Origin of the sequence: Geomonas sp. Red32, from assembly GCF_023652955.1 — a bacterium.
Classification (GTDB): Bacteria; Desulfobacterota; Desulfuromonadia; order Geobacterales; family Geobacteraceae; genus Geomonas.
On the sequence record NZ_JAKLOY010000006.1, the window covers coordinates 141,872 to 161,882 of the forward strand.

The window sequence follows — 20,011 nt, forward strand, 5'->3', positions numbered from 1 at the left end:
GAGCCCGCATCAGGAGGGAAGCGATGAAGTACACGTTGATCGGTGCCCTGCTCGTTACCCTGTCGCTGTCCCTCCCCCTGGAGTCCTTCGCCGCCCAGGAGCTTCTCAACGTCTCTTACGATCCCACCCGGGAACTGTACCAGCAGTACAACATGCTTTTCGCCAAAAGGTGGAGGCAGCCGGTCACCTTCAAGCAGTCCCACGGCGGCTCGGGAAAGCAGGCTAGGGCGGTGATCGACGGGCTGGAAGCGGACGTGGTCACCCTGGCGCTCGCCTACGACATCGACGAGATCCAGCAGAGGGGAAGGCTCATTGCCGAGAGCTGGCAACGTCGCCTGCCGTACAACAGCTCCCCCTACACCTCCACCATCGTCTTCCTGGTCCGGAAGGGAAACCCCAAGGGAATCCGGGACTGGAACGACCTGATCAAACCGGGTGTGCAGGTGATCACCCCCAACCCGAAGACCTCCGGCGGGGCCCGCTGGAACTACCTCGCGGCCTGGGCCTACGCGCTGAAGCGCCCCGGCGGCAACGAGGCGGGCGCCAGGGCGTTCGTCACCGCGCTCTTCAGGCACGTCCCCGTGCTCGACTCCGGGGCCCGCGGCGCCACCACCACCTTCGTGCAGAGGCGGCAGGGCGACGTGCTCCTCGCCTGGGAGAACGAGGCCTTCCTGGCCGTCAACGAGCTCGGCCGCGACAAGTTCGAGATCGTCGCCCCCTCGGTCAGCATCCTCGCCGAGCCGCCGGTGGCGGTGGTCGACAAGGTGGTCGACCGGAAGGGGACCCGCAAGCTCGCCGAGGAGTACGTGAGGTACCTCTACTCCCCCGAGGCGCAGGAGCTGGCCGCCAGGCACTACTACCGCCCCCGCGACCCGAAGGTGGCGTCCCGCTACGCGAAATTCTTTCCCCGGCTCAAGCTGGTGACCATCGACGGCACCTTCGGCGGGTGGCGTAAGGCCCAGAAGACCCATTTCGCCGACGGCGGCATTTTCGACCAGCTCTACGCCGGCGGCAGATAGCTTTACCGGGCAAAGCCGTTGCAAAGGGTACCCGGACGAGACCGCCGCCGGTTTGCCTATCACGGCGGCGGTTTACCTTATAACCAGCGGGTTTTCCTGGATAATTTTAAAACGCTGTGGTATCATTAGAGAATTGAAACTGCCGGTCGGCCATTCCGCCGACCGTTGTTGTGAGGACCCCCAGCCGATGGCGACCGAGCCGGTAAAACTGATTGCCTGTCATGACTGCGACCTGCTGCAGCGGGAGATCGACCTGAAGCCGGGTTGCACCGCGACCTGCAGACGCTGCGGCTCCGTTCTTTACCGCCGCGCCACCGACAGTATCAACCGGACGCTCGCCTTCACCGTCGCCGCCTCCGTCTTCTTCCTGATCGCCAACATCTTCCCCATCTTCGCCATCCGCGCCCAAGGGGACTACAGCGCCATCACCCTTTTCGAGTCGGTGCAGTCGCTCTGGAACCAGGGGATGAAGCCGGTCTCCACCGTGGTGTTCCTGACCGCCATGGTGGCGCCCGCCGTCGAGCTGGCCTCCATGGGATATCTCCTCGTCCCGATCAAGCTCGGACGGCTCCCGCGCCGCTACGTCTTCCTCATGCAGACCCTCCGCTACGTCCAGCCGTGGGGGATGATCGAGGTCCTCATGCTCGGCGTGCTGGTATCCATCGTGAAGCTTACCCAGAACTTCAAGGTGATCCCGGGAGTCGCCCTCTGGTCGTTCGGGATCCTTACCCTCCTGCTGGCCGCCGTTGCCGCCTGCTTCAGTCCCCGCGACGTCTGGGAGCGCCTGGATGAGGGAGAGCGGGCGAAAAACGCAGCCGCCTCCGGACGCCAGCTCCAGCCCGGGGAAAAGACGAGGGCCGCCCATGGCTGACGGCAAGCCCACCAGCGCAGCAGGAATGGGTCTCTATTCCTGCCATGTCTGCAGCAAGGTCTCCCGGGCCCCCTCCTTTTCGCGCCCTGCCCATTGCCCCCGCTGCGGAACTCTGCTACATTTCCGCAAGCCGCGCAGCATCGCCCGCTGCTGGGCGTTTCTTCTGGCCGGCTACATCCTGTATATCCCGGCCAACGTGCTGACCATGATGGAAACCGGGTCGCTGATCAGCTACCGCAAGGACACCATCATAAGCGGAGTGATCCACCTCTGGAATAACGGCAACAAGGTGATCGCCCTGATCGTCTTTATCGCCAGCATCACCATCCCGCTATTGAAGCTCATTTCGCTCACGCTGCTGCTCGTCACCGTCCAGCGCCGCTCGACCTGGCAGCCCAGGCAGCGCACCCGCCTGTACCGGATGGTCGAGCTGATCGGCCGCTGGTCGATGCTGGACGTCTACGTGGTCACCCTGCTGGCCGCCCTGGTGCAACTCGGGAACATGGCGGTAGTCAAGGCAGGCCCGGCCGCGGTGGCCTTCGGCGCCGTCGTCGTCCTGACCATGCTGGCGTCGATGGAATTCGACCCGCGCCTGATCTGGGACCCAATTCAGAAAGAGGAAGTGCATGACTGACCAATCCGAACAGCCTACCATACCCGATATCCCCGAGGCGGTAAGCGAACCCAAGAGGCGCTTCTCGATCCAGCTCGTCTGGATCATCCCCATCCTGGCCGCCCTCATCGGCCTCTCCCTGGCTGCCAAGGCCTACCTCGAGCGCGGGGAGATCATCACCATCACCTTCAACACGGGCGAGGGGATGGAGGCCGGCAAGACCAAGATCAAGTACAAGGACGTCGAGATCGGCGAGGTCAAGGGACTGGCCCTTTCCCAGGACCGCTCCCACGTCATCGTGACCGCCGAGATATCCAAGAACGCCAAGGGATTGCTGGTGAAAGACACCCGCTTCTGGGTGGTGCGGGCCAGGATCTCCGGCGGTAACGTCTCCGGCCTCGGGACCCTGCTGGGAGGGACCTACATCGGGGTGGACGCAGGCTCCTCGCAGGAGTCGCGCGAGGATTTCACCGGGCTGGAGGCGCCGCCCCCCGTGTCGCTCAACATGCCCGGGCGCTACTTCGTGCTCCATGCCCCCGAGGTCGGTTCCCTCGACCCCGGCGCTCCCATCTTCTTCAGGAAGATCCAGGTAGGGCAGGTGACCTCCACCGAGCTCGACCGCGACGGCAACGGCGTCACCATCAAGACCTTCGTCCGCGCCCCCTACGACAGCTATGTCCGCACCAACACCGTCTTCTGGCAGGCCAGCGGCGTCGACGTCACCGTCAACACCAGCGGCATCAAGGTGAACACCGAATCGATGGCCGCCATGTTGCTGGGAGGTCTCGCCTTCCAGAGCCCCGACGGCACCACCTACCCGCAGGCCCCCCCCAACGCCGGCTTCGTCCTCTATGGCACTCGCGACGAGGCACTCAAGCATGCCGAGCCGACCCAGGCGTTCCTGCTCATGTTCCGCGAGCCGGTGAGGGGGCTTTCGGTCGGTGCACCGGTCGACCTGCGCGGAGTGACCGTCGGCGAGGTGACCAAGATATCGATCACCCTCGATCCCAAGCGGACGAGCTTCGCCATACCGGTCGAGGTCGTCCTCTTCCCGGAACGCCTCCGCGCCCTCAGAAACGGCAGCAAGGATGTCGAATTCCACGCCCTGATGGACGACCTGGTCGCCCATGGCCTGCGCGCCGACATCAGGAACGGGAGCCTTTTGACCGGCCAGCTCTACATCGGGCTCGACTTCAACCAGAAGGCAAAGTCCGCCCGGATCGACTGGAACACGAAGATCCCCACCTTCCCGACCGTGCCCGGTTCCATGCAGGAGCTGCAGAGAAAGCTCATGCACATCGTCGAGAAGATCGAGTCGCTCCCGATGGAGGAGATCGCGGGCGATGCGCGCAAGACCCTGAAGAACCTCGACGACACCGTCAAGAGCGCCGACAAACTCCTCAACAGCGTCAACGGTTCGATGCCCGAGGTGCGCGGCGTGCTGGGCGATGCCCGCCAGTCGCTGGACGAGCTCCGTAAAACGCTCGGCGAGGCACGGAAGAGCCTCGATGGCGCCAACCGTACCCTGGCCCCCGACGCACCGCTGCAGGTCGACCTGCGCGACACCCTGAGGGAAGTCTCGCGGGCGGCACAGTCCCTGCGTGTCCTCGGCGAGTACCTCGAGCAGCACCCCGAATCGATCATCCGGGGAAAGAAGGAGGACGTTAAATGAGAGGCTCCATCCGCCACCCGCTCTCCATGCTGGTCCTGGTCCTGTTGGCCTTCTCCGCCGGCTGCGTCAGGTCTCCCCAGGTGAGCTTCTATACGCTCGATTCCTTCGCCGCCGCGCCGGTCCCGCAGGGTCCGGCAGGCCGGAGCGTGGCCATCGGCCCCATCACCCTTCCCGAACTGGTCGACCGCCCGCAGCTCGTGGTCCGGACCGGGGCGAACCGCGTCGAGATCCTGGAGACCGAGCGGTGGGCGGAGCCCCTCAAGAGCGAGATGCCGGGCTTTCTGGCCGGGCAGGTCGCCCGCGAGCTCGGCTCCGATCATGTCTTCTCCTACCGTCACGTCGCCGGAGCGTCGGCTGAGTATCGCGTCGCGGTAGACGTGGTCCGGCTGGACGCGGTGGCCGGGGATGCGGTGACCCTCGAGGCCAACTGGTCGGTGCGCCACACCGGCCCCGCCGGAAAGAACCGCCACTCCCTGGTCCGTGAAACGGTGCAGGGCCCGGGCTACGATGCCGTCGTCGCCGCCTACAGCCGCGCCTTAGCCTCGCTTGCCCGGGAAATTGCCGCCGCGCTGCGTGAAGAAGGCGCCCTCCAGCCCCCGCAGTAATCCTTCGTTCCACTATCCTCCCCTCGCGTCCAAAGGCGCGGGGGGAGCTGACGATAATCCCCTCGCCTCCATAGGGGAGAGGGCCGTCTCCCCGCACTCCCCGGTTGCAAAGCCCATCCCGGACGATACACTGTCTGCGTCGTCCCCTTTCCCAATGTATCCATAAAAACAACATCTCTTTCCGGCGCCGAAACCCGCCGTCCCCTGCCGAAGGTCTCCCATTCGCCGCGGGCCAACGGACCGTTTCGTCGTGCAGACGGTGGAGGCATCAATGCAGATCACCCTGGAAGGGAAGCGTGCGCTGGTGACCGGCGGCAACACCGGCATCGGCCGCGCCATCACGCGGAGCCTGGTCGAAGCCGGTGCCAAGGTGGCCATCAACTACCTCACCCATCCCGAGACGGCGTCCATGCTCCTCGACGAGACAACCGAACGCGGCGGTACGGCGATCTCCATCCAGGCCGACGTCTCCGATCCCACCTCGGTGGCAGCGATGTTCCGCAAGCTCGACGAAACCTGGGGAGGGATCGACCTGCTGGTCAACAATGCCGGCATCGACGGCGTCCGGTCCGCTACCTGGGAGAGCGAAGTGGCCGACTGGCGCAAGGTCCTGGAGGTCAACCTCTTCGGCGCCTACTACTGCGCCCGGGAGGCGCTGCGCAGGATGGTTCCCCAGAAAGGGGGCGTGGTAATGAACATAACCTCCGTCCACGAGGAGATCGCCTGGTCGGGGTACAGCGCCTACACCGCCTCCAAAGCGGCCCTCGGCATGCTCACCAAGAACATCGCCCAGGAAGGAGCCCCCTACGGCATCCGTGCCGTTGCCGTGGCCCCCGGGGCGGTAGAATCCGACATCAACCGCTCGGTCTGGTCGGATCCCAAGGGAAAGCAGGACCTGCTGGACAAGATCCCCCTGCGGCGGCTCGGCTCCCCGGAAGAGATCGCTTCCCTCGTGGTCGTCCTCCTCTCGGACCAGGCCTCCTACCTCACCGGCCGTACCGTCTACATCGACGGCGGGATGACCGACTTCCCCGACTTTACCCACGGCGGCTAAGCCGCCTCCAGGAGTTTCAGATGGATCAAGAAGAGCGTCGAGCCCCGGGATGGCCGGGAATCCCCGGCCGGTGGACATCCAGTGCCAAATCGGCGGTAGGTACCTCGCAAAGCCCCTTGAGTACCGTTTGGTTTACCTTGAGCCACGGGATCTTCAACGAGATCTATTTTCCGAGGATCGACCAGGCATGCGTGAGGGACATGGGGCTTCTCGTGACCGGGCCGGAAGGGTTCTGCTCGGAGGAGAAACGCGATGCCGACCACCGGACCAGCTGGGTCGACGACGGCGTCCCCGCCTTCCGGGTGATCACTGAGTGCCGCCAAGGCCGTTACCGGATCGAAAAGGTCGTCCTGACCGATCCCGCCCGCGAAACCGTACTCCAGCAGACCATCTTCACCCCTCTCCAGGGGGAACTCTCCGACTATCGGCTCTACGTCCTGCTGGCCCCGCATCTCGCCAACCATGGCGCGGGCAACAACGGCTGGGTCGGCGACTACAAGGGCGAGCCGATGCTCTTCGCCGAGCGCGACGGGGCGGCCCTGGCGCTCGGCTGTTCCGCTCCCTGGCTCAAGCGGAGCGTCGGGTACGTCGGCACCTCCGACGGCTGGCAGGACATCATGAACCACGGCGAGATGCAGTGGGAATACCTGACCGCGCCCGACGGCAACATCGCCCTGGCCGGCGAGATCGATCTGGTGAGCTGCGGCGGAAAGTTCCTGCTCGCCCTCGGCTTCGGCCACCGTGCCACCGAGGCCGGCAACCGGGCCCGCGCCAGCTTGCAGGACGGCTACCTGCCCGCCCTCGAGACCTATCTCGAACAGTGGAAGAACTGGCAGCGCACCCTGCTGCCGCTGGACGACAGCCAAAAGGGAGCGGGGATCAACTATTACCGGGTCAGCACCGCCGTCCTGCGCAGCCACGAGGCCGTCAACTTCCCGGGGGGGATCATCGCCAGCCTCGCCATTCCCTGGGGATTCGACAAGGGGGACGACGACTTGGGAGGGTATCACCTGGTCTGGCCGCGGGACCTGGCCGAGTCTGCCGGTGCGCTCCTGGCGGTCGGGGCCCACGACGTGGTGCTGAGAGTCCTCCGCTATCTCCAGGCGACCCAGGAGGAGGACGGCCACTGGGCGCAGAACATGTGGCTGGACGGCTCCCCCTACTGGAACGGCATCCAGATGGACGAGACGGCGCTGCCGGTGCTGCTGGTCGACATGGCCCGGCGCGAAGGGGCGCTCGACAAGGAAGGGGTGGACCGTCTCTGGACGATGGTCCGGCGGGCCGCCTCGTACCTCCTCTGCAATGGGCCGGTCAGTCCCCAGGACCGCTGGGAGGAGGATCCCGGCTACTCTCTTTTCACCGTCGCCACCGAAATCGCCGCCCTTTTGGCAGCAGCCGACCTGGCCGATACCCAGGGCGAATCCGAAATCGGCCGCTACTTCCGCGAGACCGCCGACGTCTGGAACGACAGCATCGACCGCTGGATGTACGCCACCGATAGCGACTGGACCAGGAAATACAACGTTCCCGGCTATTACGTACGGATCACCCCCGCCGATACCGAAGAGCCGGTCTCCCGTTTCCTGGAACGGGTGATGGTGAAGAACGTCCCCGACGGCAGCGGGATGCTCCCCGCCAACCACCTGGTGAGCCCGGACGCACTGGCCCTCGTGCGTTTCGGCTTGCGCGAGGCGGACGATCCCCGCATCGCCGGTACGATCAAGGTCATCGATGCCCTGCTGAAGTTCGATACCCCCAAGGGGCCTCTCTGGCATCGCTACAACGACGACGGCTACGGTGAAAGGGAAGGGGGGGAGCCCTTCGAAGAGGTGGGGATCGGGAGGGCGTGGCCGCTTTTGACCGGCGAGCGTGCCCATTACGAACTGGCCGCCGGCCGCAGCGACGAGGCGCTGAGACTCGCCCGCGCCATGGAGAATTACGCCAGCAGGGAAGGGCTCATGCCGGAGCAGGTCTGGGACGCGAACGACATTCCGGAGCTTGAGCTCTTCAAGGGCTCGCCTTCGGGTTCGGCCATGCCGCTCGTGTGGGCCCATGCCGAATATCTGAAACTGCTCCGCTCCCTGCGTGACGGCAAGGTGTTCGATCTGCCGCCGCAGACCGTACAGCGCTACCTTAAGGACAAGACCACCTCACCCCGGCTCGTCTGGCGGTACAACCACAAGCTCCGTACCATTCCTGCCGGCCAGCAGCTCCGGATCGAAACTCCCACCGCCGTGATGGTCCGTTGGAGCGGGGACGATTGGGAAACCTTCTCCGATATCGACAGCCGCGATACCACGGTCGGCATGCACGTCGTCGACCTCGACAGCTCAGGAGTTTCGCCCGGTCGGCGGATCGTCTTCACCTTCTACTGGTTTCACGCCAATGTCTGGGAGGAAACCGACTATTTCGTCGAGGTGGACGCGGGGCCGTAGGGCGGGAGCTGTGGTTCGCAGCGGCCCTCCCATCGCCCCGCGGGCCCCTGGCCGGTAGATGGAGCCCAAGTCCCCCTTTGAAAAAGGGGGACTTAGGGGGATTTCTCCCTGCTGCCAACGTCATAAATCCCCCTTTTCCAAAGGGGGGGACCTGCTATACCGAGTATTTCCCGATGAACCTTTGCGGAAAGTGTGCGGCGCCGGAAGGTTCCACCTTGACGATTAGCATTCTTTATGGCAGACCTGTTGCCGGAGGTAGTTGATATGATTGTCCTTGCGGGAGACGTTGGCGGCACCACCACGCGGCTCGCCTTTTACGAAACCGGAGACGGCAAGCTTGTTTCCCTCGCGGAAGGATTTTATCCGAGCCATGAGCACGGAAGCCTCGTCGAGATCGTCAGCCACTTCGTTTCCCAGCACCGGTTCTCCGCCAAGAAAGCCTGTTTCGGAATCGCAGGCCCGGTCCTGGGGGGAAGGGTACAGACTCCCAACCTCCCGTGGAACATCGAGAGCGTGGAACTGGCCGAGCTCCTGGAACTTGCCTCGGTTCGTCTGATCAACGACCTCGAAGCCAACACCTACGGGATTGCCGCGCTCGGAAAAGAAGATCTCTGCACTCTCAACGCCGGTACCCCCAAGCCCAACGGCACCATCGCCGTCGTTTCCGCCGGTACCGGCCTCGGCCAGTCTCTGGCCTATTGGGACGGCACCACGCATCGACCGCTCCCCAGCGAGGCCGGGCACGCCGACTTCGCTCCCCGCAACCAGCTGGAATCGGAGCTCTTGCTGTACCTCCAGGCCAAGCATGGACGGGTCAGTTACGAGCGGGTCGTTTCGGGACCTGGCCTGCTCGATATCTATCGCTTCCTACGGGACCGCCACTATTACAGCGAACAGGCCGACGTCATCGCCGCCATGAACGCCGGTGATCCCCCGGCCGTCATAACCCGCGCGGCCCTGGACGACAGTTGCCCCCTCTGCGCCAAGGCACTCGATATCTTCGTCGAGGTCTACGGGGCCGAAGCAGGCAACGCCGCCCTTCGCTTTCTCGCCACCGGCGGCGTCTATCTCGGAGGGGGAATCGCTCCACGCATCCTTCCGCGCCTGAAAACTCACACCTTCATGGTGGCATTCGGTTCCAAGGGGCGCCTGAGCGCGCTCGTTCAATCGATACCGGTCCACGTCATCCTCAACGAAAAGACCGCCCTCCTTGGCGCCGCCCGCGGAGCTATATTCCTGCCGTAGCGTCGCTTTTTCCCGCGCCCTCCCTCGCTTCTGTCCCGTTGTTTCCCTCTCTTTATTCGAAAAGTAAGGTTTTATCTTACCTGGCCTAAGGTCTTTACCTTTGATTTGCCCGTTAATAGGTGGTTATAGTGCGCCCAAAAGTGGCGTTTACACTATACGGCGATAAGGTTTTCTGGAAATCAGCTACAACGAGGAAGTTGTTGTAGGAAAAAACGGGAAGAAACTCTCTCGATTTTAAATCTCGAAGCCAGAATGATGTGCAGTATTTTGTTAAACACGACTGGGTGTAGGATATACAAATACACTTTTTATTGACAAATTTACCGCGTCTGTTATTAATCAAAACAGGTGACATCATTAAGGAGGATTTTAGATGGCTACTTTAGTAGAAATCGCAGCACAGTTGGTATCGTCGCACGCTTCCAGCACCCCGATGACCTCGGACGAGCTTCTCGCTGAAATCGCAAAAGTCCATGCCGCACTGAAAAATCTGGAGGCGGGCCAGACCCTAGATGCAGTCGAAGAGGCGAAGCCTTCCATCACCGTTAAGGATGCCTTCAAGAAGAACGAGGTTGTTTGCCTTCTGTGTGGTAAAGGCGGGTTCAAAACTCTTGCCCGTCATCTGACCACCGCCCATGGAATGAAGCCGGGCGCCTACAAGAAACAGTTCGGGATTTCCAGCAAACAGGCGCTTTCCGCCAAGAGCTATTCCGAAGCAAGAAGGAAGATGGCACAGGACCGCGGGCTGGCCGATAATCTTGCCAAGGCTCGCGAAGTTCGCATGGCCAACATCGAGGCCAAGAAGACCGCTCCCGCCAAGCCGGGCCGTCCCCCCAAGGCTGCTGCCGCTAAAGCCGCCAAGCCTGCGAAGGCTGTCAAACCGGCCAAAGCCGTCAAGGCTGCGAAGTAGCGTCAGGGCAGGAGTCATCCGCTCCGAAATTGGCACCCCCAGGTGGGGTGCCTTTTTTTTTGTGGTATACTCGCTTGTTATTACATCTCATGAGTGGAGGAACCATGCGTACTTTACTGTTTGCCGTACTTGTAATTCTCATTGCCGTACCAGCCTTTGCTTCCGACGACCTGAAGACTGAGGATGACAAAACCCTGTATGCCATCGGCCTGGTAATGGCCCGCCAGGTTTCGGTTCTCAACCCGACCCCGGACGAGCTGGAGACCATCATTCGTGGGCTTCGTGATGGGAACTCCGGTAAGAAGACGCTGGTCGATCTCGAAAACTACAAGGGAAAGATTGAGCATTTCGCCAGTGAGCGCCGTGACGCGCGGGGCGCCCGCTTGGCCGCCCAGGCCAAAAGTTACCTCGACAAGGCCGCCCAAGAGAAGGGTGCCGTGAAGACCACTTCCGGCCTTGTTTATATCCCGACCCAGGAAGGGACCGGAGCCAGTCCGGTGGCCGCCGACAAGGTGAAGGTCAACTACCGCGGGACCCTGATCGACGGGAAGGAATTCGACAGTTCCTATCTCCTCGGCCACCCGGTCGAATTCGAGCTCAACAAGGTCATCAAGTGCTGGACCGAAGGGGTCCAGATGATGAAAGCCGGCGGCAAGGCGAAGCTTGTCTGCCCGCCCGAGCTTGCCTATGGCGAACGCGGCAACGGACTCATCCCCCCCAACTCCACCCTCGTCTTCGACATCGAGCTCCTCGGTGTAGAGAAGAAGTAGGGGAGGGACTGGGTGAGGATGGGGTTGATCAGTTGCCACGAAGACTGAACTAGAGTGTATTTTTTGTTTGACAAAGAAGCCTCTCTAGACTATAAAGGGAAGCTCTTGAGGCGCCGAGCTCGAAAGAGTAGGGCCGCAGAGAAAACAGTATAATTCAGAGCTTGGCGGTGTAGCTCAGTTGGTTAGAGCACACGGCTCATATCCGTGTTGTCCGGGGTTCAAGTCCCTGCACCGCCACCATTTCTAAAGAAGCCCCCTGACGAAACTCAGGGGGCTTCTTGCGTTTGTCAGTCCACCTCAGCCTCAACGCTTCTTACTCCTTGCACCCCACGTATCCTCTCCATCAACACTCCCGCCCGTGCTACCATATCCTTCGTGGCCACTACCTTCGACATCACCCTTACTCATAACGTTAGGACAAAGGCAGAAGTCGCTGCGGTGTTGGCCTTTGCCGAGCAAGCGGGAGGAAAGATAGTCCAGCCCGCCCAAGACGTCTTCTGTTACTGTAAAAAAATTCACTCTGTGAAGAATTTTACAATGACAGAATTCGCCCCAGATTCAACCAGTTATGTGACTTTCCTTTGTCAGGGTGTAAAAAAACGAACAGTAAAAATAATTTAATTATACAATCGGCTAGGACTTTCCTTTTCTAAAATGCCGATTTTTCGCCGGTTTTCACGCACTGTTAGTTTAGGCACGCACTTTGTAATGTGGAGGAGATGTCCTTTTGGCGACAAGGGGAGCAGGCACTGCGAATTTGTTATTTCCGATCGAGGAGGGGAGCATGAAGAAACTATCTCTGTTTTTTGTCCTTTTTCTTATGCTGGTTGGTTTGAACGGGTGTGGAGGCGGCGGAGGCGGGGTGGCCGTGCCCCAAAATCCCACCGGTACCATCAAGGTCCAGCTTGACCTCCTTTCCCTCGCTCCCCCCACCGCCGCTCGAGCTCTCGCGGTCACCGCGCCCACCATCACCTCCGCCAGCGTCGTCTTAACCCGTACGGGGTACAGCGACATCACGCAGGACCTCACCATTGTTGGCAACGTCGCGTCCACCACTATCACCGGGCTGGAACAAGGGTACTGGCATGTCGCGGTCAGTCTTTACAGCGATCAATCCCTGACCTACGACGGCTCGGTCGACGTCAACGTCGTTGCGGGAGCTACCGTCGCCGCCGACGTGCTCTTCGATCCCTCCAGCGGGGTAACCACCCCGGTGACCACCGGCAGCGTCGCCCTCACTGCCGGGTTCAACAAGTATCCCGGGTACACCAAGATCCGGCAGTTTGTGAGCACCATCCTCCAGGACAAGGTGAACGGCAAACTGTATATCTTCGATAGCAGTGCCGGAGTGATTGGCGTCTACAATGCGGACACCATGGTGCGCGAGAAAGATCTCACACCTCCCGCAACGCCCCAGGCGCTGGCCGTCGATCCGGCCGGCGGGTCTATCCTGCTGGGCTATTCCACCGGAAGGATCTATCGCCTGCAGGTAGCCGACGGCAGCGTCAGCCTGTTGGCCGACGCGTTGATGTCCGTCACCGCGCTGGTCCCGGTTTCGTCGAACATCCTGCTGGTGTGCAACGACACCAACTGGGGACCCACCAACACCTACGTGAGCATCAACCTGTCCAACGGGCAGATTGTCAGCAGCAAAACCGACTGGTATCCCCTCAACAGCTTCACCCTCGATCCCGTGACCGGTGTCACCTACGCCCTCGATAGCGGGCTTTCCCCGGCTGATATCCACCGTATCGTCGTCAATCCCCAGACCGGGTCCATCGACGCCATCAGCGATTCCCGTTACCATGGCGACTACTATTTCGGCTCCCCCATCAGGGCGATCAACAAGGGAAGCCGGATCGTCACCGGTTCGGGCAACATGTTCATCTCCTCGCCGCTAGCCAGCGAAGACATAACCTACGCTGGCAACATCGGCCATCCCTTCGTCGATCTGGCATCCGACGACACCTTGGGCTATCTCTACATGCTCAACAGCGACAACGTGATGAAGCTGCTGGTCATCGACCAGAGCAGTCTCTTCACCTCGCTGACCCTGGACCTGATAGCCAACCCCAAGCAGCTCTTCATCACCCCCAGCAGCATCATCGTCTTTGCCAAGCCCGACTCCGACTACTACGTCAAAGTCATCAGCAAAACCTCCCTCGGTCTTCAATAAGCTCATCGGTCGTAGGACTGGCACCAGCGGTGCCAGTCCATGCTGGTCTTATGCCTGTAGCTTATGCGAAGTGGTCTATTAAGGAGATATTACGAGCGATTTGAAGTTTGGGGGCAATGAGGACACGAAAGTATAAATGGAGAGAGGGCTGGGCCTGGGTGGGGGCAAGAAACGCATGCAACGCATGACCGTCCCCCTTTTGCCTTTTCGTCCCTAAGTTACCTACGTCCGTTCGGGGGAGACAATGGGGGCAGCCATTGATATGTTGATATCTCGAGGCGTGGCACACGAAAAGTTATCCGGTTATCAATGCCTGGCCTCACAGCCCTTTTCAAAATGATTGCTGATGTGGTAATTACAACAAAAGCTATTCCGACAGATAGGCGCTGTTGAACACCATGGTCACGTAATCGGGGTGGTAGGGGTAGTTACGCTGTTTTTGGTGAAAAATATCTTTGTAAATTATTTATTTCTAAAGGAGCGCTGTATGGATAACTTCACTAGTCTCGTTAAGTATTTTAGGGGGGGGAGCGCTGAGGCAGAGAAGGAAATTAGAGGGGAAGTGTTTGTTCCACCCGGTAATATGAACACCTTACTAGGTTTTGATTTCCATTCCAGCGTAGTTCTTTTAGGAAACAAGGGTGTCGGCAAGTCAATTTTCGTCAATGTACTTCACGAGGCCTACCTTGAGAATAAAGAACTTTCAGTGCTAATTACCCCCGATGAACTTGAATGTGATCCAATCCTATCCAAGAAAACGCTAGCCGATCGTAAGAGTGCTGCTTATGGTCAGCTGTTAAAGGCTGTTGCTGGCATAATTGGCAAGCATTCTAACGAAAATGAGATGGCTATATCGTCTGATGTTGTTGCATTGCAGAAACTTGCTGTTACTGAAGGTTATTCCAAATCGGATCTCGTAAGTCACTTCGCAAGAATAATGACGAAAGTAACTCCGCACGGTGGAAAGGTTGCGGACGCATTACTGGCAGAACAGGGGCGAGCCCTCAGTAAAAATAACTTAACAGGGGTTGTAGATCGTTATCTGACATCTCGTAATAAGACTTTGTGGTTATTCATTGATGATATTGACGCAGCTGTTGCAAAAAACGCTTCCGGTGTTTTCGATTATGCAGCGTGCTGGGCTATTGTCTCAGCTGCAATTGAACTTTCAGAAGACATTTCCTCTATAAAATGTGTCATTTCTGTAAGGTCTGATATATGGCATCTTATGACCAGAACGCATGGACATGGAACAGAGCGAAAGGATAAACTTGGCCAAATACACGAATTGAAATTCAGTGAAGATGAACTTCAAACCATTTTTAACAAGCGTATAGAATTGGCTGCAAAGGACGCGTCTTCACGACTAGGCCTGGGTACCTTCTTTCTGCATAGCAATATCACATTGCCGGGACAAGTCGGAGATAAGCGGCCTTGGGCGCACTGGCTTGGAAAAATTGCAAGAAATAGACCTCGTGATCTTGTAAAAGCCGTTCAAATGTTGATTTCCTCTGCAAAAGACTCAGGAAGTGACCATATTGGTGACTCACATGCTCATTCAATACTTTATCAATACGGTTCTGATCGGGTTGATAATATTGTGGATGAATATGGTCAGATATGCCCTCAAATAAAGGATGTTATAGATGATCTTGCGTTACAAACTCACTACTCTTTTCGAGAGATCATTGATGAGCTTAAAAAGGTGCCAAGTCGAAGGGCGACACAAATAGATGGTATTGCAATGCAACCGACTAACGAACACGTCATCAACCTTCTTAGGCTTTTACACATGGCGTGTTTTATTAATCCACGAATAGATACAGAAGACGAATATAAACATTTTAATTATCAAGAATATCCTAATCTAATAGAACTTAGCAAGTTTAACGATCTTCAAAAGTATACGTGGCAAATTCACCCTACATTTCACACGTATATGGCTGAATTAAAAAAGAAGCGTACATTCGCTTGGTAGGATGCTAGAACTGGCAGAAACGGCAAACCGGCGACGTGCTCTCGGGCTTGAAATAAAAAGGGGACAGGCTGTTTTTTGAAGGAGTAACCAATGCCGAGAAAAGCACGAGTGTTTAACGACAGGTTCGTTTTCCACGTGCTGATCAGGGGTAACGGACGACAGGAAGTCTTTCATAAGGAAGACGGCTACCATTCCTTCCTCTGTTTTGATCATTGAAGCAGTTGCCCCCTTGCTTCTTCTCGGAGGCAGGTGACAGTGGTGGCGGTGACCCGCGTCGGCGAGGGCGCTAGATCCTATGGAGCTAAGTGTAAATATGGAACTAGATAAAGTGGTAGTTGAGAAACTTATTGAAGTCATAGTCGGCAAAAGCCTTGAATTTTTTTATAAAAAGATAAGTGATTGCAAAAGAAAAGAAGATGTTTCAGCAACCATTAACCAAGGCCTCAAAATCCAAATAACAAAAGGACTTAACTTTTGTAATAGCACAACTATGTTCAAGCTTCCATCTGAAGCAAGTACAGCTGATTACACGGTTGCGCTACATATAAAGAACCAACATCGCCATTTTTACCGAGGAACTGCAGGCAGTGCAAAAATATCCGAAGAAGATTTGATAACCGATTGCAATAATCACATCATACTCGGAGACCCAGGTGCAGGTAAAACTACCACGATAAAACGATTAATGATGCTCACGTATGACAAGTTGTTTTCCAGTGAGTCGCAAACCTTTCCTTTTTCCTTTCCAGTCGTGGTGAGACTTGGAGAAATAAAACCAGGCGAAACGTTTTTCACGTTTTTATGTAATGAACTTGGCATTAAATATGACACAACTGAATATGGAATTCAATGTGACGAAACAGTAAATATTATCAATTATGAACATCCCCACAGAGACTATGAAAATTTAGAAAATAACGACTATATAACGACATCGTCAGAGGTCGTTATTTCAAAAAATAGAGTCATAAGGAAACATACAATTAATGATTTTGCAATTGAAAACGCTGTTTCTGATTACATGAATGAACTTAAAATAATATTATTTGTTGACGGTTTAGACGAGGTTCATTTCGAACTAAAAGAAGATATTTTTACAGATATAAAAAAACTATCCAATTTAATATCTGCATCAAAAATAATCCTCTCATCGCGCTACATGCCGGATATATACACTTTCAAACAGTTTAAAAAAAATGAAATATTGCCACTGACTGACGAAGAAGCTCGAACCATAGCTGAATTGTGGATAGATGATGTAAATGATTTTTTTACCAAGTTACATTCATTGCCTTATAGAGATCTTGCTGACAGACCTTTGTTTTTGTATTTGCTTTTGGTGTTATACCGCAACAACAAGCGGGAACTGCCCGAACAGTCAATTGATATTTACAGGCAGATAGTTTTATTAGTTATTAGAGAGTGGGATGATGATAGAGAATATCCAGCTTTCAGGCATTCAAAGTATAAAAAGTTTGACACCTACAAGAAAGAGGACTTTTTGTCAGAACTAGCTTTTTACCTGACTTATAAACTTAATGCCAAAAAAGTATTTAATCTAAATCAGTTGAATGAGGCTTACAATAATATCTATTCTAGATATCCTGGGCTAAAAAACGATGACGGCAAAAGCGTTATTGAAGATATCGAAACACATAACGGTCTCGTAATAAAATCCAGTGGGGTCGACTACGAATTTAGTCATCTGTCATTACAAGAATACCTGTGCGCCAAATATATTTTAAATGTACCATTCACTCGTAAACACTACCAATACTTTAATGTATATCCAGCGCCATTAGCTATTGCAAATGTTTTATCGCCTGCACCAGGCGAATGGTTCTCGACTCTAATTTTACAAAACATCGATGACCAAAAGTATAAAACCAGATTTAGGTCAGATAAAATGTTTGAGTTTTTAGATAGGTTGATTTTAGAAAATTTGGCATTGCATAGGCCTGAGGCGGAAATTGGTCTGTCCTTACTTTATCTATTTGACCAGTTCTATAATAATATCGATGTTACAAACGTTCTAGGCAAGTTCTGCTCGTTACGATTCATGAGTGAATCAATAGATCTGATGAAACCATGGTTAGCTGTTGAGTCGCATTCTGATATTACAAACCATGTTGTTTTAAGAATAGCAAAAAATACCAGTACTGAACAGTATATTAATATACCAAAAACAATTTGTTTATTACCAAATATTTTAGATAGATTTCATATCCGTCATTGAGTCAGACGGCAGCCTCAATAGTGGCGAATTCAGTTCGTAAGTGCACCAGGGGTAACAGCAGGACATGATGGGATTTTCTGGTAGTGTGAGAAGCGCGACCAACTCACACCAGAAAGGAGCCCACCATGTCCTACACCCATCTTACAGAAAAGGAGCGCTATGTCATCAGCCATCTGAAGATGGCGGATTATCCTCTGAGGGAGATAGCTAGGCGACTTGGCCGTCACCACACCAGCATCAGTAGAGAAATCAAACGCAATTAAACCAGACTGCGCTGACGACGCCGTGTACTGGTATACCGCCTCCCAACCAATAGCAGAGAAGCGCAACACAGGGGAAGGAAAAGGGGACAGGCTACTTTTTGAAGGAGTAACGAATGCCGAGAATAGCGCGAGGGCTTAGCGACGGGTTCGTTTTTCATATCCTGAACAGGGGCAACGGACGACAGGAAGTCTTTCATAAGGACGGCGACTACCATTCTTTCGTCAGTTTGATCAAGGAAGCCGTGGACGAATTCGACCTTGCCGTCCTGGCGTATTGCCTGATGCCAAACCATTTTCACTTTCTATTACAGCCCGACAAGGCTGAGGTGTTAAGTAAGTTCATGCAATGGCTGATGACCTCGCACGTGAGACGGTATCACCAGCACTACGGAACGAGCGGGCATGTGTGGCAAGGACGGTATAAAAGTTTTATCGTTCAGGAAGATGACCATCTGCTCACCGTCATGCGGTATATCGAGGGGAACCCCGTGCGGGGAAATCTTACCAAAAGTAGCAAGGAGTGGAAATGGTCCTCACATCAGGAACGCCTTGGGCGACAACCTGAGAATATTATTGCTGAACCACCTATCGCTCTTCCTGGTGACTGGACTGGCTTCATAGACGAGCCTATGACCGCAAGTGAAGTTGAACGTCTTCGCAGGAGTGTCAACAGGCATACACCTTTTGGAGCCGATTCATGGGTAGAAAGGGGCTGCGAAACGCTCGGACTCGAATCCACGCTGCATGCTAGGGGCCGGCCGAAGATGGAAAAGTAGCCTGTCCCCTTTTCTTCTTTTCTTGAACCTTTTCTTGAACCGATGACCAGACGTTTGTCGCCTGTCACCTGCACGGATTCTATCAAAGGGGCTTTACTCACCGATCAACCTCCGGGGGATGTGACGTGCCGTTCTCACCTAGGCTGCTAAGGCGCTTTACGCGCTCTGGCAGGTTCGGCAGAGGGTTTTGCCGTCGAAGCGCTCCTTGTTTATCTGGCAGAAGTAGGCCACCTTCTTGTCCACTGGAGATCCACATTTTCCGCAGGTTCCGTGGCTTTTCCCTTCGACCCTTTCCACCATTTCCGTTAGCTCGATGATTTCTGGCTCAAGGACGGGGACAGGCTTTTTCTGGCAGGGCTGGCAGAGGATCTTCCCGGCGAACTTGGCGGCGTTCATCCTGCAAAAGTAAACAACCTTGCTCTCCACCTCGACGCCGCACGTTTCACAGATCGTGTTTCTTTTGGAGTGGGTGGCTGATTTTGAAGTAGCGGGCAGTTCTTTGGGGGCCGGTTTAGCGTCCTGGATGGTCACTCCAAATTTTTTCGCGTAGTCGATTTTCCCGGGACGATGCAGCCTGGCCAGAGAACGGGCAAAGCCTTCAAGCGTTTCCCAAGAAACGATCTTGGCAGCGGAAGCAAAAGTCTCGACGACCCCCATCGCATCGACCCGCTTTTCGATTGCTTCTAACAGCGCATCTGCCTTAATCACCATCTTGGAATCAAACATCTTGGCATTAGGTCGATCAATTCTGGAAGTAGGCGCCACAAGCACGTAATTGTGATAGGACGCGGGCATTGGAATCCCCAACCTCGTTGGAAGCAGTCCCGTTTTCGTAACGACCTTCTCCAGTAGGCGAATATGACGCCGATTTTGTTCAATGGGGGATTCAATGCCCACGTACCCCTTGCCATTCCAGGCCAAAAACTCACTTTCAGGAGTGATTTTTATGCCGTAATAGTAATTTTTGGATTCCAGTACGTAGACATCTAGGCACCTGTTAATCAGTAGGTGATCGATCTGGGCAACGAAGCCCTTATCCTCAATTCGCAAGTCATGGATGACTGCCCACCTTCGGCTGTCATGTAAATGGAAATCGATGTAATAAGCAGATGTATCTTCTCCACGAACGCCCGATCCGATGCACTTGATTTCCCGCTCTATAAGAAACCGCTGTTTCGCTGCAATCTGGCATCCAAGGAGCCGTTGTAGCTCCAGGACATCGGATTTGCGGTTGTCGGCTTTTTTGATAATCATCCCCACCTCCAGTTGGTTGGTAACGCCAAGGCAGCATAGCATTTTTTGTCGGCGGCGGCCAAGGGGGCTTCCGAAGAGGGTAAACATTGGAGGGGCAACCGAGGGGCAGTAGGGAAACGAGGGCTATCGCGATC

15 protein-coding genes, 1 tRNA gene and 1 pseudogene are annotated in these 20,011 nt (G+C 55.9%); 16 read left to right on the forward strand and 1 reads right to left on the reverse strand.

Annotated elements, in window-relative coordinates; genetic code table 11:
• Nucleotides 1-23 precede the first annotated feature (23 nt).
• The 16 genes and pseudogenes from L4X63_RS16315 (at nt 24) to L4X63_RS16390 (ending at nt 18,623) form a co-directional block, all read left to right on the forward strand.
• Nucleotides 24-1,019, forward strand: a complete 996-nt coding sequence (locus L4X63_RS16315) for a sulfate ABC transporter substrate-binding protein (RefSeq protein ID WP_250679708.1) — start codon at nt 24-26, stop codon at nt 1,017-1,019.
• A 133-nt stretch (nt 1,020-1,152) separates the two neighbouring features.
• Complete coding sequence (locus L4X63_RS16320) at nt 1,153-1,890, forward strand: paraquat-inducible protein A (protein ID WP_250679709.1); 738 nt, start codon at nt 1,153-1,155, stop codon at nt 1,888-1,890.
• Nucleotides 1,883-2,524, forward strand: coding sequence for a paraquat-inducible protein A (locus L4X63_RS16325; protein WP_250679710.1), 642 nt, complete (start codon nt 1,883-1,885; stop codon nt 2,522-2,524). The genes L4X63_RS16320 and L4X63_RS16325 overlap by 8 nt, the downstream gene beginning before the upstream one ends.
• On the forward strand, nt 2,517-4,175 hold the full coding sequence (locus L4X63_RS16330) for a PqiB family protein (protein ID WP_250679711.1): 1,659 nt from the start codon (nt 2,517-2,519) through the stop codon (nt 4,173-4,175). The genes L4X63_RS16325 and L4X63_RS16330 overlap by 8 nt, the downstream gene beginning before the upstream one ends.
• The gene (locus L4X63_RS16335; RefSeq protein WP_250679712.1) at nt 4,172-4,780 is read left to right on the forward strand and encodes a PqiC family protein; all 609 of its coding nucleotides are present in this window, start codon (nt 4,172-4,174) and stop codon (nt 4,778-4,780) included. Before L4X63_RS16330 ends, L4X63_RS16335 begins: the two co-directional genes overlap by 4 nt.
• A 271-nt stretch (nt 4,781-5,051) precedes the next feature.
• A complete protein-coding gene (locus tag L4X63_RS16340; protein WP_250679713.1) occupies nt 5,052-5,834 on the forward strand; it encodes a glucose 1-dehydrogenase in 783 nt (260 codons plus the stop codon).
• Between the two features lie 20 nt (nt 5,835-5,854).
• Entirely contained in the window at nt 5,855-8,269 is a 2,415-nt protein-coding gene (locus L4X63_RS16345) for a glucan 1,4-alpha-glucosidase (protein WP_250679714.1), read from the forward strand.
• Nucleotides 8,270-8,533: 264 nt separating this feature from the next.
• The gene (gene glk, locus L4X63_RS16350; protein ID WP_250679715.1) at nt 8,534-9,514 is read left to right on the forward strand and encodes a glucokinase; all 981 of its coding nucleotides are present in this window, start codon (nt 8,534-8,536) and stop codon (nt 9,512-9,514) included.
• A gap of 373 nt (nt 9,515-9,887) precedes the next feature.
• The gene (locus L4X63_RS16355; protein ID WP_250679716.1) at nt 9,888-10,424 is read left to right on the forward strand and encodes a Ros/MucR family transcriptional regulator; all 537 of its coding nucleotides are present in this window, start codon (nt 9,888-9,890) and stop codon (nt 10,422-10,424) included.
• 104 nt (nt 10,425-10,528) lie between these two features.
• Nucleotides 10,529-11,194 carry an FKBP-type peptidyl-prolyl cis-trans isomerase gene (locus L4X63_RS16360; protein WP_250679717.1) on the forward strand — a complete coding sequence of 222 codons (666 nt, stop codon included), beginning with the start codon at nt 10,529-10,531 and terminating at the stop codon, nt 11,192-11,194.
• A 163-nt stretch (nt 11,195-11,357) separates the two neighbouring features.
• Nucleotides 11,358-11,434, forward strand: a tRNA-Met gene (locus L4X63_RS16365).
• Between the two features lie 544 nt (nt 11,435-11,978).
• Nucleotides 11,979-13,370 carry a hypothetical protein gene (locus L4X63_RS16370; protein WP_250679718.1) on the forward strand — a complete coding sequence of 464 codons (1,392 nt, stop codon included), beginning with the start codon at nt 11,979-11,981 and terminating at the stop codon, nt 13,368-13,370.
• Between the two features lie 487 nt (nt 13,371-13,857).
• Nucleotides 13,858-15,348: a P-loop ATPase, Sll1717 family gene (locus tag L4X63_RS16375; protein WP_250679719.1), complete on the forward strand. Its 1,491-nt coding sequence runs from the start codon at nt 13,858-13,860 to the stop codon at nt 15,346-15,348.
• Between the two features lie 313 nt (nt 15,349-15,661).
• Nucleotides 15,662-17,584, forward strand: coding sequence for an NACHT domain-containing protein (locus tag L4X63_RS16380; protein ID WP_250679720.1), 1,923 nt, complete (start codon nt 15,662-15,664; stop codon nt 17,582-17,584).
• 125 nt (nt 17,585-17,709) lie between these two features.
• Nucleotides 17,710-17,841: pseudogene (locus tag L4X63_RS16385) on the forward strand (helix-turn-helix domain-containing protein); the annotation flags it as partial.
• A 119-nt stretch (nt 17,842-17,960) separates the two neighbouring features.
• Nucleotides 17,961-18,623 carry a transposase gene (locus L4X63_RS16390; RefSeq protein ID WP_250679722.1) on the forward strand — a complete coding sequence of 221 codons (663 nt, stop codon included), beginning with the start codon at nt 17,961-17,963 and terminating at the stop codon, nt 18,621-18,623.
• Between the two features lie 156 nt (nt 18,624-18,779).
• On the opposite strand, the gene L4X63_RS16395 is transcribed toward L4X63_RS16390, so the two are convergent.
• Nucleotides 18,780-19,877, reverse strand: a complete 1,098-nt coding sequence (locus L4X63_RS16395) for a nuclease-related domain-containing protein (protein WP_250679723.1) — start codon at nt 19,875-19,877, stop codon at nt 18,780-18,782.
• Nucleotides 19,878-20,011 lie beyond the last annotated feature (134 nt).

Bases quoted from the DNA above. Each gene is read 5' to 3' on its own strand.
- glk (WP_250679715.1), top strand. From the start codon at position 8,534: ATGATTGTCCTTGCGGGAGACGTTGGCGGCACCACCACGCGGCTCGCC.
- L4X63_RS16360 (WP_250679717.1), top strand. From the start codon at position 10,529: ATGCGTACTTTACTGTTTGCCGTACTTGTAATTCTCATTGCCGTACCA.
- L4X63_RS16330 (WP_250679711.1), top strand. From the start codon at position 2,517: ATGACTGACCAATCCGAACAGCCTACCATACCCGATATCCCCGAGGCG.
- L4X63_RS16370 (WP_250679718.1), top strand. From the start codon at position 11,979: ATGAAGAAACTATCTCTGTTTTTTGTCCTTTTTCTTATGCTGGTTGGT.
- L4X63_RS16335 (WP_250679712.1), top strand. From the start codon at position 4,172: ATGAGAGGCTCCATCCGCCACCCGCTCTCCATGCTGGTCCTGGTCCTG.
- L4X63_RS16345 (WP_250679714.1), top strand. From the start codon at position 5,855: ATGGATCAAGAAGAGCGTCGAGCCCCGGGATGGCCGGGAATCCCCGGC.
- L4X63_RS16395 (WP_250679723.1), bottom strand. From the start codon at position 19,877: ATGATTATCAAAAAAGCCGACAACCGCAAATCCGATGTCCTGGAGCTA.
- L4X63_RS16315 (WP_250679708.1), top strand. From the start codon at position 24: ATGAAGTACACGTTGATCGGTGCCCTGCTCGTTACCCTGTCGCTGTCC.
- L4X63_RS16355 (WP_250679716.1), top strand. From the start codon at position 9,888: ATGGCTACTTTAGTAGAAATCGCAGCACAGTTGGTATCGTCGCACGCT.
- L4X63_RS16380 (WP_250679720.1), top strand. From the start codon at position 15,662: ATGGAACTAGATAAAGTGGTAGTTGAGAAACTTATTGAAGTCATAGTC.
- L4X63_RS16340 (WP_250679713.1), top strand. From the start codon at position 5,052: ATGCAGATCACCCTGGAAGGGAAGCGTGCGCTGGTGACCGGCGGCAAC.
- L4X63_RS16375 (WP_250679719.1), top strand. From the start codon at position 13,858: ATGGATAACTTCACTAGTCTCGTTAAGTATTTTAGGGGGGGGAGCGCT.
- L4X63_RS16390 (WP_250679722.1), top strand. From the start codon at position 17,961: ATGCCGAGAATAGCGCGAGGGCTTAGCGACGGGTTCGTTTTTCATATC.
- L4X63_RS16325 (WP_250679710.1), top strand. From the start codon at position 1,883: ATGGCTGACGGCAAGCCCACCAGCGCAGCAGGAATGGGTCTCTATTCC.